Origin of the sequence: Corynebacterium sp. (assembly GCF_022712275.1) — a bacterium.
GTDB lineage: Bacteria > Actinomycetota > Actinomycetes > Mycobacteriales > Mycobacteriaceae > Corynebacterium.
In genome coordinates, this window is sequence record NZ_JALAGU010000054.1 from 103,307 (window position 1) to 116,710 (window position 13,404).

Annotated in this window: 15 protein-coding genes; 7 read left to right on the top strand and 8 right to left on the bottom strand. The window is 68.7% G+C overall.

The annotated features are described in order from the left end of the window. Positions 1-3: 3 nt before the first annotated feature. A complete protein-coding gene (locus Q0A27_RS14360; protein WP_291476453.1) occupies positions 4-546 on the top strand; it encodes a DUF1003 domain-containing protein in 543 nt (180 codons plus the stop codon). A 30-nt stretch (positions 547-576) separates the two neighbouring features. Beyond that, the gene (locus Q0A27_RS14365) at positions 577-1,707 is read left to right on the top strand and encodes an Mrp/NBP35 family ATP-binding protein (RefSeq protein ID WP_291476455.1); all 1,131 of its coding nucleotides are present in this window, start codon (positions 577-579) and stop codon (positions 1,705-1,707) included. Between the two features lie 41 nt (positions 1,708-1,748). Here Q0A27_RS14365 and tatB read toward each other — a convergent pair whose 3' ends face one another. From tatB to sigE, 3 genes are read right to left on the bottom strand one after another with little or no spacing between them, the layout of a single operon-like run. Then, the gene (gene tatB / locus Q0A27_RS14370) at positions 1,749-2,276 is read right to left on the bottom strand and encodes a Sec-independent protein translocase protein TatB (protein WP_291476456.1); all 528 of its coding nucleotides are present in this window, start codon (positions 2,274-2,276) and stop codon (positions 1,749-1,751) included. Positions 2,277-2,321: 45 nt separating this feature from the next. After that, entirely contained in the window at positions 2,322-2,717 is a 396-nt protein-coding gene (locus Q0A27_RS14375) for a zf-HC2 domain-containing protein (protein ID WP_291476458.1), read from the bottom strand. Next, positions 2,701-3,315 carry an RNA polymerase sigma factor SigE gene (gene sigE, locus Q0A27_RS14380; protein WP_291476461.1) on the bottom strand — a complete coding sequence of 205 codons (615 nt, stop codon included), beginning with the start codon at positions 3,313-3,315 and terminating at the stop codon, positions 2,701-2,703. The genes Q0A27_RS14375 and sigE overlap by 17 nt, the downstream gene beginning before the upstream one ends. A 191-nt stretch (positions 3,316-3,506) precedes the next feature. On the opposite strand from sigE, the gene Q0A27_RS14385 reads away from it, so the two are divergent. Genes Q0A27_RS14385 through Q0A27_RS14395 form a run of 3 tightly spaced genes read left to right on the top strand, consistent with a single transcriptional unit; the run spans position 3,507 to position 6,429 of the window. Further along, positions 3,507-4,184, top strand: a complete 678-nt coding sequence (locus tag Q0A27_RS14385; RefSeq protein ID WP_291476462.1) for an O-methyltransferase — start codon at positions 3,507-3,509, stop codon at positions 4,182-4,184. A gap of 20 nt (positions 4,185-4,204) precedes the next feature. Beyond that, on the top strand, positions 4,205-4,915 hold the full coding sequence (locus Q0A27_RS14390; protein WP_291476463.1) for a DedA family protein: 711 nt from the start codon (positions 4,205-4,207) through the stop codon (positions 4,913-4,915). A 47-nt stretch (positions 4,916-4,962) separates the two neighbouring features. Then, entirely contained in the window at positions 4,963-6,429 is a 1,467-nt protein-coding gene (locus Q0A27_RS14395; protein ID WP_291476464.1) for a hydrolase, read from the top strand. Here Q0A27_RS14395 and Q0A27_RS14400 read toward each other — a convergent pair. From Q0A27_RS14400 to dapE, 5 genes are all read right to left on the bottom strand, one after another. Further along, the gene (locus tag Q0A27_RS14400; RefSeq protein WP_291476466.1) at positions 6,426-7,322 is read right to left on the bottom strand and encodes a methyltransferase domain-containing protein; all 897 of its coding nucleotides are present in this window, start codon (positions 7,320-7,322) and stop codon (positions 6,426-6,428) included. The two genes, Q0A27_RS14395 and Q0A27_RS14400, sit on opposite strands and share 4 nt — an antisense overlap. Positions 7,323-7,383: 61 nt before the next feature. After that, positions 7,384-8,769, bottom strand: a complete 1,386-nt coding sequence (locus Q0A27_RS14405) for an aminopeptidase (protein ID WP_291476468.1) — start codon at positions 8,767-8,769, stop codon at positions 7,384-7,386. Beyond that, positions 8,766-8,990: a DivIVA domain-containing protein gene (locus tag Q0A27_RS14410; RefSeq protein ID WP_291476469.1), complete on the bottom strand. Its 225-nt coding sequence runs from the start codon at positions 8,988-8,990 to the stop codon at positions 8,766-8,768. The genes Q0A27_RS14405 and Q0A27_RS14410 overlap by 4 nt, the downstream gene beginning before the upstream one ends. Before the next feature lie 26 nt (positions 8,991-9,016). Continuing rightward, positions 9,017-9,784, bottom strand: coding sequence for a TIGR00730 family Rossman fold protein (locus tag Q0A27_RS14415; RefSeq protein ID WP_291476471.1), 768 nt, complete (start codon positions 9,782-9,784; stop codon positions 9,017-9,019). Positions 9,785-9,800: 16 nt separating this feature from the next. After that, positions 9,801-10,949 (bottom strand): succinyl-diaminopimelate desuccinylase, encoded by a 1,149-nt coding sequence (dapE, locus tag Q0A27_RS14420; protein WP_291476473.1) that lies wholly within the window; start codon positions 10,947-10,949, stop codon positions 9,801-9,803. A 67-nt stretch (positions 10,950-11,016) separates the two neighbouring features. Here dapE and Q0A27_RS14425 point away from each other — a divergent pair, with 67 nt between their 5' ends. Both Q0A27_RS14425 and dapD read left to right on the top strand, forming a co-directional pair. Continuing rightward, complete coding sequence (locus Q0A27_RS14425; RefSeq protein WP_291476476.1) at positions 11,017-12,471, top strand: amino acid permease; 1,455 nt, start codon at positions 11,017-11,019, stop codon at positions 12,469-12,471. Positions 12,472-12,489: 18 nt separating this feature from the next. After that, positions 12,490-13,401: a 2,3,4,5-tetrahydropyridine-2,6-dicarboxylate N-succinyltransferase gene (dapD, locus tag Q0A27_RS14430; protein ID WP_291476477.1), complete on the top strand. Its 912-nt coding sequence runs from the start codon at positions 12,490-12,492 to the stop codon at positions 13,399-13,401. Positions 13,402-13,404: the final 3 nt, after the last annotated feature.

The following is a 13,404-nucleotide window of genomic DNA, read 5'->3' on the forward strand; positions in this document are numbered from 1 at the left end:
ACCGTGCCGGACAACTACGCCCGCACCGACCTGGACACCCCCACCGGGGCACGACGGAAGAAACTGTTCTCCCTTGACGGGGACGCCGTCGGCGTCGGCGCAGAGCGGGTGGCCCGCTTCCTCGGTACCGGAAGCTACCTGCTGTGGCAGACCGTCTTCGTCATCATCTGGATCCTGCTCAACATCGGCGGCATGTGGTGGAACTGGGATCCGTACCCGTTCATCCTTCTCAACCTGGCGTTCTCGACGCAGGCTGCCTATGCGGCGCCGCTGATCCTGCTCGCCCAGAACCGGCAGGACGACCGCGACCGTGTCTCCCTCAACGAGGACCGACGCCGCACCGCCGAGACCAAGGCGGACACCGAGTTCCTCGCCCGCGAGCTCGCCGGTCTGCGCATCGCCGTGGGTGAGAACGTGACCCGCGACTACCTGCGTCACGAACTTGACGACCTCACCGATCTGCTCCACCGCATCGAGGACAAGCTCGAGGACCGCGAGCACGACGACAATGACGGCCAGGACGGCCCCTCTGACCGGCCTCGGTGATCCGGCCGGCCGGGTGTAACATACCGGGCGATGTCTACTGTCACTGAAGAGGCTGTCCGCAGCGCACTGTCGTCGGTTGAGGACCCGGAGCTCAACCGCCCCATCACCGATCTGGGCATGGTGAAGTCCGTGACCGTCAACGGGGACGAAGTCGCGGTCGAGATCTATCTCACCATCGCCGGATGCCCGATGAAGACCACCCTGACCGACCGCACGCGGGAGGCCACGGAAAGTGTCGACGGGGTCACGAAAGCCACCGTCACCACCGACGTGATGACCGACGAGCAGCGTCGTGAGCTGCGCCTGAAGGTCCGTGGCACGACCACGGAGCCGGTCATCCCCTTCGCCCAGCCCGATTCTACGACCCGTGTCTACGCCGTCGCGTCCGGCAAGGGCGGTGTCGGCAAGTCCTCCGTCACCGTGAATCTGGCGACCGCACTCGCGGCGCGCGGGCTCAATGTCGGCATCGTCGACGCCGACATCTACGGTCACTCCGTGCCCCACCTCATGGGTTCCACCGCCATGCCGAACCAGGTGGACGACATGATCATCCCGCCGCAGTCACACGGCGTGAAGATGATCTCCATCGGACACTTCCTCGAGGGAAACTCCCCGGTCATCTGGCGTGGACCGATGCTGCACCGCGCGATCCAGCAGTTCCTCTCCGACGTCTTCTGGGGCGATCTGGACGTGCTGCTCCTCGATCTCCCGCCCGGCACCGGCGATGTGGCGATCTCGGTCGCTCAGCTGGTCCCGAACGCCGAACTGCTGATCGTGACGACCCCGCAGGCCGCGGCCGCCGAGGTCGCCGAGCGTGCCGGCTCGATCTCCCAGCAGACCCGCCAGCGCATCGGTGGTGTCATCGAGAACATGTCCGGCATGGTGCTGCCCGACGGGACCGTGATGGACGTCTTCGGTTCCGGTGGTGGCCAGCATGTCGCCGACCGGCTCACCGAGATCACCGGTTCCCCGGTGCCCCTGATGGGCTCGATCCCGCTGGATCCGGATCTGCGCGTCGGCGGCGACGTGGGTAACCCGATCGCCGTGTCCCAGCCGGACTCCCCCTCCGCGGTCGCCCTCGGGGAGCTCGCTGACCAGCTGGTCACCCGCCGTCAGTCGCTGGCGGGGCGTCCGCTGAACCTGGGCGTCACACGGAACTGATCCCCCGCCTGGCCCCACCTCGGTGAGGCAGGTCGGCCCTCCTAGAGGACGTCGCCCTCGTCCATGTCGCCCCAGTCCGCTCCGCCGCCGGTCTTCTTCTGATCGGCGGCGGTGGTGTCTCCGGCACCGGAGGACACAGCGGGCCCGGCGGGCGCTGCAGGTGAAGGAGCCGGAGGAGTGGCGGGCGCGGGAGCGGACGGAGCGGGTGCCTGCCTCCCGGCCGCGGAGGTCGTCTCCCCACTGCCCGTGACCGCGTCACTGACCCCGCGTGCCGAGGCCTCGATGTCGCGGAAGAACTCGGGGTCGTCGTCGAGCAGGGCCTTACTGACGAGACCCCGCGCACCCATGCGCCGCATGTCGTTGATCTGCGACAGCGGCTTGCGGAAGTCCTCGAAGTCCTCCTTGAAGTCGTCCCCCAGCTCCTCCTTCGCCGAGCTGATCGCACCACGTGCGGCGTGGATCATCGCCTTGATGTCCGTGATGATCCGGGGCAGCCGCTCCGGGCCGACCACGATGATGCCGACGATGACCAGGACGAGGACCTCGCCCCATCCGACGCTGGAGAACACCGTGTTCCACCTGACTTCCTGCTCTGTGCCCTGACCCGGGTGATTCTACCGCCGACCCCGCCCAGTCTGCGACACACGCAGCATGCGACGCACGGAGGTGGACAGCCGGTCCCCCAGTGACTCGGGTCGCCGGCACCCGTCGACCCCCACCGCGTCATGGCCGTCCAGGTCGTCCGACGCAGCGACCTGCTCCCCGCAGGACGTCGGGATCCCGGTCAACCGGTCGAGCAACGCCCCCGGGGCATGCACCTCCGACATGGTGCCGGCCTGGTCCCGCATCCGCGCCGCGGCCTGGCGCTGTGCCCGAACCTCCTCGCGGCAGTCACTGCAGTGCACCAGGTGCACCTTCGCCCGGCTCTCCGCACCCCGGGACAGCTCTCCGTCCACCAGGGCTGCGACGGCCTCGGTCGTCAAATGCCCGACATCATTCCCCGGCCACATAGCTCAGCTCCCCGGCCGTCCGGTCCAGTGCCGCCCTCAGCTGGGCACGGGCCCGGTGGATCCGGGAACGCACGGTACCCATCTTCAGTCCGAGGGTGTCGGCGATCTCCTCGTAACTGAGGTCCAGTCCGTCACAGAGCACGACGGCCACGCGGAACTCCGGGGAAAGATCGTCCAGTGCCCGGGCGAGAGCCGGATCGAGGTGGTTGAACTCGAAGACCCGCTCGGGACCGGGGTGCTCGCCGGCGACCCGCTCGTAGTCCTCGGGCAGGGCCTCCATACGTACCGTTGCCCGGTGGCGGACCATGTCGAGGAAGAGGTTGGTGGTGATGCGGTGCAGCCAGCCCTCGAAGGTCCCGGGCCGGTAGCTCTTCAGCGACCGGAAGACGCGCATGAAGGTGTCCTGGGTGAGGTCCTCGGCGTCCTGCCGGTTGCCGGAAAGGCTGTAGGCCAGCCGGTAGACACCGTCCGCATGCTCGGCGACGAGATCCCCCCATGCCGGCATGTCCGCTTCACCGCGGTCGAATGCACCGGTGCCGGTGCCGGGGTCACCGTCAGGGTGGGGATCGGGGGACACTGCGGAAGTCATGTGTTCCATTCTGGGTCACCGGGGTTGAAATGCGGTCCGCACCGGCTGGAAGTTCGCTGTGAACCACCGGCGTGCACCGCGGAGAGCGCTGTTTCCACTGACAAATATACATGACGGGACCACGGGGCGGGCAGCGGGTTCCCCGACTCGCCGGGACCTCCTGCACCGGTCGGGGGTGACCTCCCCCTAAGCTGGATCCTGTGAATGTCAACACCGGATCCGCCCTCGACGCCGTGCGTACCTACATCAACGGCACCGCCGCCTCCGACGACAACCTTGACCGGGCACAGACCGCCGCCGACGAGTTCGGCCTGCTGAGCCCGGACGCCGCGACCGGCGAGTTCCTCTCGTTCCTCGCCGCCCGTGCCACCGGCTCCGCCCAGCCCAGCGCCGTGGTCATGTCCCCGGCCTGCGGCGTGATCGGCCTGCATCTCTTCGCCGGGTTCCGCGGTGCCGGCACGGAGCCGGTCGGCCACGTCACCTGCATCGACCCCGAGGCCCAGCACCAGAAGCTGGCGAAGGAGGCCTTCACCTCCGTGGGGCTGCGTCCCACCGCCTTCCGCTTCGTTCCCTCTGCCCCGCTCGACGGCATCGGCCGTCTGGCGACCGACTCCTACGACATCATCGTCGCCGACGTGGATCCCGAGCTGCTCTCGGCCGCGGTCGACAACGCGCTCCCGGCACTTCGCACCGGCGGCGTCCTCGTCCTGCTCGACGCCCTCCTGGACGGCGCGCCCGGCGACCCGGCCCGGACCGACCGGCAGACCGAGGCGGCCCGTGCCGCCGAGGTCCACCTGCGGGAACTGGTGGACGCCGGCACCGTCTCCACCTCCCGACTGCCGCTAGGCGCCGGCATGACGGTAATCACCCGGCGCTGAAGGGTGCTATCGTTCTTCCGGTGAATTCCATCACCGACTTCTACAACAGCGTCACCGACGTCGAGCACATCGTCTCGGCCTTCGGACTGGTCGGCATCGCCCTGGTCCTCTTCGCCGAGACGGGCCTGCTCGTGGGTTTCTTCCTGCCCGGTGATTCCCTGCTCTTCGTCGCCGGCCTGTTCACCGGTGGCGACGACCCCGTGTTCCCGCTGTGGCAGCTGCTTGCCGTCGCCGTCGTCTTCGCCGTCATCGGAGACCAGACCGGCTACCAGATCGGACGGTGGGCCGGCCCACCGATCCTGCGCTCCCGGGCCGCCCGGATGATCGGTGAGGAACGGATCGGCAAGGCGCAGGACTTCTTCGTCACCCGCGGCCCGCACGCGGTCATCCTCGCCCGGTTCGTCCCGGTGATCCGCACCATCGTCCCGGTACTCGCCGGGATCAGCGGCATGGAACGCCGCCGCTTCGTGCCCTACAACATCATCGGCGGCGCCGCCTGGGCCTGCATCATCCCCGTCGCCGGGTACTTCCTCGGCGGGGTCGACTTCATCCGGGCCCATGTCGACCTCATCATCGTCCTGCTCGTGGCTCTGTCGGTGATTCCGCTGGCCGTGGAATGGTGGCGGGGCAAGCGTCAGGGGACGGACGCCACTACCGGAACGGCCGATTCGACCGGCGTACACGGCGCGGACACCCTCGCCTCGGCTCCGGTCCCGCCACCCGCCTCCTGACCGCTGGTATACAGGGGTTCGTGAATCGCTTTCGACCTGAACTCCATGTGACTGCGGAAACCGGTGTCCTCGAGGCACCGGCCGGAGCCGTCAGGCAGGGTAGCAACCTGCATGTCTTCCACCAGTTCCGCCCCACCCCGGACTCCGGCGCACGCTGGGCACACCAGATGGCGACCGGCCTCCCCTACGGCTGGGACGTCTGTGACGACGTCCTCGCCCCCGAGGGTGATGAAGTCGACTGCCTGGCCGGATCCTCCGTCCTGGTCAGTGACGGCACCGTGGAACTGTTCTTCGTGACCACCACCCCCTCCGACGGCGAGGCTGTGCGGGGTTCCGATCTACCCCATGACCGGCGCGGCGCCCGGAACTTCCGGATCCATCGTGCCCGGATCTCCGACCTGGACGCCATCTCCGCGGAGATCTCCGACGACCCGAGCATCGTGAGCAGGGAGGTCGAGCGCCTCGGTCCGGTGGAGATCGACGACGACGACCACCCGGTCACCGCGCTGGTGACCCCGAGCGTCATCCGGCACGACGACGGCTGGCTGATGATCGCTCTCGACCTCGTCGACGAGACCGCCGCCGACATCGTCGTGCTCACCTCCGACGACCGGCAGCACTGGACCGCCCTCGGATCGCTGGAGATCACCGGAGGTTCGACCGACACCACTGTGCCCCGGGGACGTCCCTTCGCACCGCGCATCGTCACCATGACCGATGAGCTCACCGACGAGACCAGCGACGTGCTGTTCATCACCTACCCGGCCGACGACGAGGGCAGCAGCGGCGGGGAGAGCGCCGGCTATCTCGTCGGTACCCTCTCCGGGACGACGTTCACCGTCGAGACCGGGTTCCAGCTCTTCGACAACGGTCACGACTTCACCCGACCCCGGGTCGTCCAGGGCATCCAGCCGGTCATCGTGGGACTGGTCGGGACATTCCCCGGAAACGGTACGGGTACCTGGGCGAACTGTCTGTCAGTGCCACGCTTCCTCACCCTGCGTGGCGGCCACCTGCACCAGGACATCGTCGGTGTGCCCTCGGCGGTGCGTTCCTACACCGACCGTGCGGCGGTGTTCACCGCCCAGCTCGACGTCTCACGTGGTGCCGTGACCGTCTCCCTGCTCGACGAGGAGGACGGGCTGCTGGCCACCGTGCGCCATTCCGGCGACCGGATCGAGGTAACCCGCCCCACCCGCGACGGAGTCGGAGACGTCCGCACCGCGGAGCTGGCCGACGGTGACTCGGACACCCTCACCATCCTCGTCGACGGTCCGGTGTGCGAGGTCTTCGCCGACGGTGGACTGGTCTCGCTGACCAGTTCACTGCACGGGGACGCCCCCTTCGCGAAGTTCCGGGTGGACACCACCGCCGGGGCCCGCGTCCTGTCGGCGATGGAGTCACTGGGACGCCGGCTGCAGCGTCGGCTGGCGCAGCTCGACAACCCGGAGGAGCAGGAGCGGCTCATCGCCGAGGCAGCCCTGGCCGACCGGGACCTCGCCGCCGACGACTAGGACCCGTTGAAGCCCAGCGTACGGGGGTCGCGGGCGAGACGGGTCACAGTCGCACGGGCCGTGACCTGCATGACCTTGGGGAGGCCGGCGATCCGCTCGGCCAGCACCTTCGGGTGGATGTGGCGGGCAGAGGGGCTCATGCCGATCTGAGCGGCGATGGACGCCTGGTCGAGGTTCATGACGAACTCTACATGCTCCGGTTCCCCGACCGGCACAAGGTAGCCGGAGGCCTGGGTGATCATCCGGTCGACCTTGCCCTCCTCGACGTCGATGATGCCCAGTGGGGCGCGCAGCTCGGCGAGGTGGCCGGCGTCCGGGGTGAGCACGACGACCTGGCCCTCCGGAGTGAGGACGCGGGCGAACTCCGCGGCATTGCGCGGGGCGAAGATGACGGTCATGACGTCGATGCTGTCATCCCGCAGCGGCAGTCGGGCCCAGGCGTCCGCGACGATCGCCCCGACCCGCGGGTGGCAGTGCGCCAGTCGCTTGGCCGCGGGCACGGAGACGTCGACTCCGATGCCCCGGGAGCCGGGGACCGCGTCGAGCGTGTGGGCCAGGTAGTACCCGGTACCTGCCCCGATCTCCACGACCGAGGGCCGGTCCTCCTCGGAGACGTGGTTGTCGTCGAGGACATCGGCGACGGCATCGGACACCGCCTCGACGAATGGGGCGAAGTGTCCACCGGAGAGGAAGGCCTCGCGCGCGGTGATCATGTCGGCATCGTCACCGGTGTAGCGCAGGCCTGCGCCTCCGACGAGGGTGACGTATCCCTGACGGGCGACGTCATAGCTGTGACCGGAGTCGGAGACGACGGTCCGCCAGGACTCGTCCCCGGCGCGCAACAGGGTCCCGTCGACCGGATCGGCGAGCAGATCGATGACATCGGACAGCACGGTTCGAAATTCTCCTCGGGAAGAAAAGGGCGGTAACGCGGGTGGGTCAGCGGAGTGACCCCTATTTACGGAGCCACTCTACAAGGGTACGGGCCGGGAACCCGGAGACGCCGCTCACGGTGTCCCCGGCCGGCGTGGTGGCCGCGGCGGGCCCGGCGGTGTCGAGGTGGATGTGGGTGACATCCCCGGTGAATCCGCGCAGGTACAGCGCGGAGTTCAGCAGGTCGGGACCACCGGGCTCCGGTGCGACCTCGGTCGGCAGCGGCATCGGCCACCACCGCTCCCCCACCTTCGCACCGCGCAGGGTGAGTCGTCGGGCGAGAACCGGGTCTCCGGTGAACAGGGCACCGGTGCGGGTACCGAGGGCGACCCTGGCCCCGGTGGACGTCGGACCGGCACTGATGATCCGGCGCGGCCGGTGGCGCTGCACCCCGTAGGCCAGCGTGTCTGCGGTAGCCAGCCGGGCCACGGTCTCGGCCCGTCGGGTCCCGTCCCCGGTGATGTGCAGGGTGGTGGTCTTCCCGCCGACATGGGTGACGACCTCCTCGGGCCGTCCGGTCAGCGGAGGTCTCAGGTCGGAGAGCAGGCCGGTGACCGGCACCAGTCCGATGACCTTCTGCGGGGAGTGCAGGCGGGACAGGGCGCTGAGCACCGCCGGGACCACAGCCCCACCGACGAGCACGGCATCGGGCCGGTCATCGGTCAGTTCACCGTCGGCGGCGGCGGGGTCCCAGGTGATCTCGACGAGCCCGGCGGTGTGCGCCGGGTCCGCGCTGGCGGCGAGCACTCCGCCGAGGCCCTTGCGTTCCAGCCAGTCACCGGTCCGGACCTTCACCCGGACGCCGGGGCGCCCGTGGAACAGGGCCCGGGTCTGCTGCCGCCACCAGTCCAGGGTCATGGACCCGTCCGGCACCGCACCGAGCACGTCGGTAAGTGCAGCGGCAGCACCGAGCTCGGCCCCGAGCCGGAGTTCGCGCCCAGCGGCGGAGGCGGTGTCGCCGGTGACGGCGGAGAGGTCGATCCGGATGTCCCGCACCACAGGGCCGGCAGGGTCAGCGTCCGGGGCTCCGACGAGGGGCGTGGGACCGGCACCGACCAGTCCCTGTGCCAGGTTGCGCAGGTTTCGACGGGTGGTGGACGCCGGGACGCTGACCTGGACAAGGTGCCTTTTCGCCTTCACCGGATGCACGGCGACCAGGTCGGTGAGACGGCGGACGAGTCGGCCCCCCGCATCGCGCCACCCGTCATCTCCGAGACGGGGCTCCGCCGGGAGCTCCGCGAGGTCGGTCAGCGGGACTGGATGTTCCGGGACGTGGACCTCCCAGATCCCGTCAGCGGCCGGCCGGACGACGGTGGAGGGACGGTCGCGGACGATGATGCGGCAGTCGATGACCTCTGAACCACTGGCGGGCGCACCGGAGGTGAGGGTGGGGATCGTGGTGCTCATTCCTGCGTCATGCTCCTGTCATGGCCCCTGTCCTGCAGGGTGTCGAGGTACCGGTCGACCTCGGCGATGTCGTAACCGCGGCGCACCACCCGGAAGCGGGGGCCGTCGCTGTCCTCCGTGCTCTCCGCCGCCTCCTCAGGTCGGCCGAATGTGGTCTGGACCAGCGACACGAGGACGAGACCCACCAGCAGAGCAGCGATGACGGTGATGAGCAGGTACATGCCGGTCAGCCTACCTCACCGGACAGTCACCCGAGCCGGCGTCGGGCGTGGGCGGCGACCACCCGGTTCACGGCGTCCTCCGGATCGTCGGTGACGTACAGCAGATCCGGGTCGGACTCACTGATGAGCCCCTCGTCGAGCATCCGTGCCCGGATCCAGTCCACCAGCCCGCCCCAGTAGTCGCTGCCGATGAGGATGATCGGGAACTCGCTGACCTTGCCGGTCTGGACGAGGACGAGGGCCTCGAAGAGCTCGTCGAGGGTGCCGAAGCCGCCGGGAAGGCAGATGAACGCCTGGGCGTACTTGACGAACATCGTCTTGCGGACGAAGAAGTAGCGGAAGTTCAGGCCCAGGTTGACCCATTCGTTGAGCCCCTGCTCGTGGGGGAGCTCGATGCCCAGGCCCACGGACAGTCCACCCGACTCGGAGCAGCCACGGTTCGCGGCTTCCATCAGGCCTGGACCGCCACCGGTGATCACGGCGTAACCGGCCTCGCGGAGCAGGCGTCCGGTATCCACGCCGAGCCAGTACCACGGGTGGTCCTCCGACGTCCGGGCCGAACCCCAGACGGTGACGGCGTGACCGATGTCCGCCAGGGCACCGAAGCCCTCGACGAACTCCGACTGGATCCGCATCACCCGCCAGGGATCGGTGTGCAGCCAGTCCGAGTTCGGCTGTTCACCGAGCAACCGCTGGTCTGTGGTGGTGGCCGGTCTGATACGCCGGCCTTCGCCGCGTCGCAGGACCGGACCTTCGTAGAAGCAGGAAGGGTCGTTCGGTCGGATCGGAGCCATGGTGAGGTCCTCTCTGTCAGGCCGGGAGCTCCGGCGGGGTGGTGAGGTAGCTGATGAGCTGGTCACTGACGGTCGTGATCATCTCGACCGGGCAGTTCTCCTGCGGGGTGTGACACAGTCCGGGGTCACCGGGGCCGAAGTTCACCGCGGGAATGCCCAGCACGGAGAAGCGGGCGACATCGGTCCAGCCGTACTTCGCCCGGACGTTGCCGCCGGTGGCGGTGACCAGTGCGGCGGCGGCCGGACGGCGCAGCCCGGGCAGGGCGGCCGGGGACAGGTCGTCGATCTCCAGGGAGAATCCGTCCACCGGATCCTCCGGGGTCCCGACGCCCAGGACGTCGAGGGTGTGGGACAGGGCCTCCTCCCCCGACCGGTCCGGGGCGAAGCGGAAGTTGACGAACAGCCACGCCTCGTCCGGGATGGTGTTGGTCGCCACCCCGGACTCCAGGTGCACCACGTTGAGCCCCTCGCGGTAGAGGCAGCCGTCGATGTCGACGTCGCGGGGCTCGTAGGACGCGATCCTGGCGATCACCGGGGACAGCCGGTGGGCGGCGTTGTCGCCGAGCCAGGCACGGGCGGAATGGGCACGGGTGCCGTGGGCGGTGACCTTCAGCCGCAGCGTACCCTGGCAGCCGGCCTCGATGACGGCGCCGGAGGGCTCCCCCAGCAGGGCGACGTCACCGGCCAGCAGGTCCGGCTCGGTGTCCGCGACCATCTTCAGGCCGTTGTAGCGTGAGGCGACCTCCTCGCCGTCGTAGAGCACGAGCGTGAGGTCCTGGGCCAGGTCATCGGACTGTGCCAGGGTGACGAACGCGTGGATGTACACGGCGTCCCCGGACTTCATGTCCACGGAACCGAGCCCGTGGATGCAGTCGGCGCCCGCGGTGTCCGGACCCCGTCGTGACGGCAGGTTGTCGGCCGGGGGGACGGTGTCGATGTGGCCGGCGAGGACCACGCGGGAGGGCAGTCCACGGTGCGTCCGGGCGATGACCGTGTTACCCCGACGGTCGACCGTGACACCGGGCAGGGCGAGCCGGACGAACCCGGATTCCAGGGCGTCGGCGATCACGGTCTCCTCGTGGGACCGGCTGGGAATGTCGACCAGCGCGGCGGTGAGCGCCACCGGATCGAGGGTGAGATCGAGTTGTGCAGTCTGTTCGTTCATCGTGACCCCCATCGTAGAGGTGCCAGAGGTGCGGCAGGTCGCTGGCACTGTGCCAGAATAAGTGTTCATGAGTAGTTCACTGGGCGGTTCCGCAGCATCACCTGCGTCCGAGGCCGCGACCACAGAAGAGACGCGGGGCGAACTGGGCCACGGGCTCAAGACCCGCCACCTGACGATGATGGGGCTGGGTTCCGCCGTCGGTGCGGGTCTGTTCCTCGGCACCGGTGTCGGCATCAAGGCGGCCGGCCCGGCGGTCCTCGTCTCCTACATCGTCGCCGGTATCGTCGTCGTCTTCGTCATGCGGATGCTCGGTGAGATGGCCGCCGCCCGTCCCGCCTCCGGCACCTTCGCCACCTACGCCCGCCAGGCGTTCGGCGGTTGGGCCGGCTTCTCCCTGGGCTGGATGTACTGGTTCATGCTCATCATGGTGATGGGTACCGAGATCACCGGCGCCGGTGCGATCATGGGCAAGTGGTTCGGCGTGGAGGGCTGGATCCCCGGCCTGGTCTGTGTGGTCCTGTTCACCGTCGTGAACCTCTTCGCCGTCCGCGGCTTCGGCGAGTTCGAGTACTGGTTCTCCTTCGTCAAGGTCGCCGTCATCATCGCCTTCCTCATCATCGGTGCCCTGCTCATCCTCGGGTGGCTGCCCGGTCACGGGTCCGTCGGCACAGACAACCTCACGCCGTTCGCCCCGGAGGGTATCTCCGGCATCTCCGCCGGCCTGCTGGCTGTCGCCTTCGCCTTCGGCGGTATCGAGATCGTGACCATCGCCGCCGCCGAGTCCGAGAAGCCGACCCAGGCCATCACCTCCGCGGTCCGCGCGGTGGTCTGGCGCATCATGATCTTCTACCTGGGCTCTGTCGCGGTGATCACCACGTTGATCAACTACACGGATCTCGCCGAGGAGGAGGACGCCTCCAACTCGCCGTTCACCCGCGTGCTCAGCATGGCCGATGTTCCGGCGATCGTCGGGATCATGGAGGTCGTCATCGTCCTGGCGCTGCTCTCCGCGTTCAACGCGCAGATCTACGCCACCTCACGGCTGATGTACTCCTTCTCCTGGCAGGGCAACGCCCCGAAGGTCTTCCGGAAGCTCTCCTCCCAGAAGGTCCCGCTCCCGGCCGTCATCTGCTCCCTGGTCTTCGCCTTCATTTCCGTGGGTCTTCAGCTCTGGGGTCCGGAGGACCTCATCAACATCCTCTTCAACGCAGTCGGCGGCTGCCTGCTGGTCATCTGGGTGATGATCGTCCTGTCCGAGCTGAAGCTGCGTCCGTTGCTGAAGGAGGAGGGCTCGCTGAAACTGAAGATGTGGTTCTGGCCGACGCTCCCGGTCGTCACCCTCGTCGCGCTGGCGGGACTGACCGTCCTCATGCTCTTCGACGAGAGCGCGCGGGACCAGGTCATCACGGTGGCCATCGCCTTCGGTCTGCTGTGTGCGCTGGGTGCCTGGGTCACCCGCCACCACGACCGTTTCGCCGATGACGCCCTGCGTGACAGGTCCGGGGAGACCGCCGGCAACTGACCGGTAGACTGTGGTGCCATGACCTCTGCTTACGGAACCGGCATCGCGACCCTGACCGCTGACGACACCGTCCTCGACGTGTGGTACCCCGAGTTCGGCCTGGGTGACGCCCCTGCCGCCCCGCTCGACCTGTCCCACCTCGAGGATGAGGACGCCGACCGCGGCGTCCACCGCGTCGTGGTGCACACCACGATCGCCGACCTTGACGACGCCCCGGCGGACTCCGCCGACGCATACCTGCGCCTGCACCTCCTCTCCGGTCGCACCATCCAGCCCCACGGCGCCAACCTCGACGGGCTTTTCGGTAAGCTGACCAACGTCGTCTGGACCAACTTCGGCCCCTGTGCTGTGGAGGGCTTCGAGGCCACCCGTGCGAAGCTGCAGGCCCGCGGCAGGGTCACCGTCTACTCGATCGACAAGTTCCCCCGCATGGTCGACTACGTCGTGCCGACCGGGGTGCGCATCGGCGACGCCGACCGTGTCCGCCTCGGCGCACACCTCGCCGAGGGCACCACCGTCATGCACGAGGGCTTCGTGAACTTCAACGCCGGCACGCTCGGCTCCTCCATGGTCGAGGGCCGGATCTCGGGCGGCGTCGTCGTCGAGGACGGCTCGGACGTCGGTGGCGGTGCCTCGATCATGGGTACCCTGTCCGGTGGCGGCAAGCAGGTCATCTCCATCGGAAAGCGCTGCCTGCTGGGCGCGAACGCCGGCGTCGGCATCTCCCTGGGCGACGACTGTGTCGTCGAGGCCGGCCTGTACATCACCTTCGGGACGAAGGTCGCCTTCGACGGAGACGTCGTCAAGGCCTCCGTCCTCTCCGGGGCGTCCAACCTGCTCTTCCGCCGCAACTCGGTCACCGGCGCGGTCGAGGCCGTTGCCCGGGCGACCGGATCGGTGGAGCTCAACGACGCACTCCACAAGAACTAGGGA

What these genes read in the sequence shown, in the direction of transcription:
- dapD (WP_291476477.1), top strand. Translation starts at nt 12,490, where the DNA reads ATGACCTCTGCTTACGGAACCGGCATCGCGACCCTGACCGCTGACGAC.
- sigE (WP_291476461.1), bottom strand. Translation starts at nt 3,315, where the DNA reads ATGGAACACATGACTTCCGCAGTGTCCCCCGATCCCCACCCTGACGGT.
- Q0A27_RS14375 (WP_291476458.1), bottom strand. Translation starts at nt 2,717, where the DNA reads ATGTGGCCGGGGAATGATGTCGGGCATTTGACGACCGAGGCCGTCGCA.
- Q0A27_RS14405 (WP_291476468.1), bottom strand. Translation starts at nt 8,769, where the DNA reads ATGAGCACCACGATCCCCACCCTCACCTCCGGTGCGCCCGCCAGTGGT.
- Q0A27_RS14425 (WP_291476476.1), top strand. Translation starts at nt 11,017, where the DNA reads ATGAGTAGTTCACTGGGCGGTTCCGCAGCATCACCTGCGTCCGAGGCC.
- dapE (WP_291476473.1), bottom strand. Translation starts at nt 10,949, where the DNA reads ATGAACGAACAGACTGCACAACTCGATCTCACCCTCGATCCGGTGGCG.
- Q0A27_RS14415 (WP_291476471.1), bottom strand. Translation starts at nt 9,784, where the DNA reads ATGGCTCCGATCCGACCGAACGACCCTTCCTGCTTCTACGAAGGTCCG.
- Q0A27_RS14410 (WP_291476469.1), bottom strand. Translation starts at nt 8,990, where the DNA reads ATGTACCTGCTCATCACCGTCATCGCTGCTCTGCTGGTGGGTCTCGTC.
- Q0A27_RS14365 (WP_291476455.1), top strand. Translation starts at nt 577, where the DNA reads ATGTCTACTGTCACTGAAGAGGCTGTCCGCAGCGCACTGTCGTCGGTT.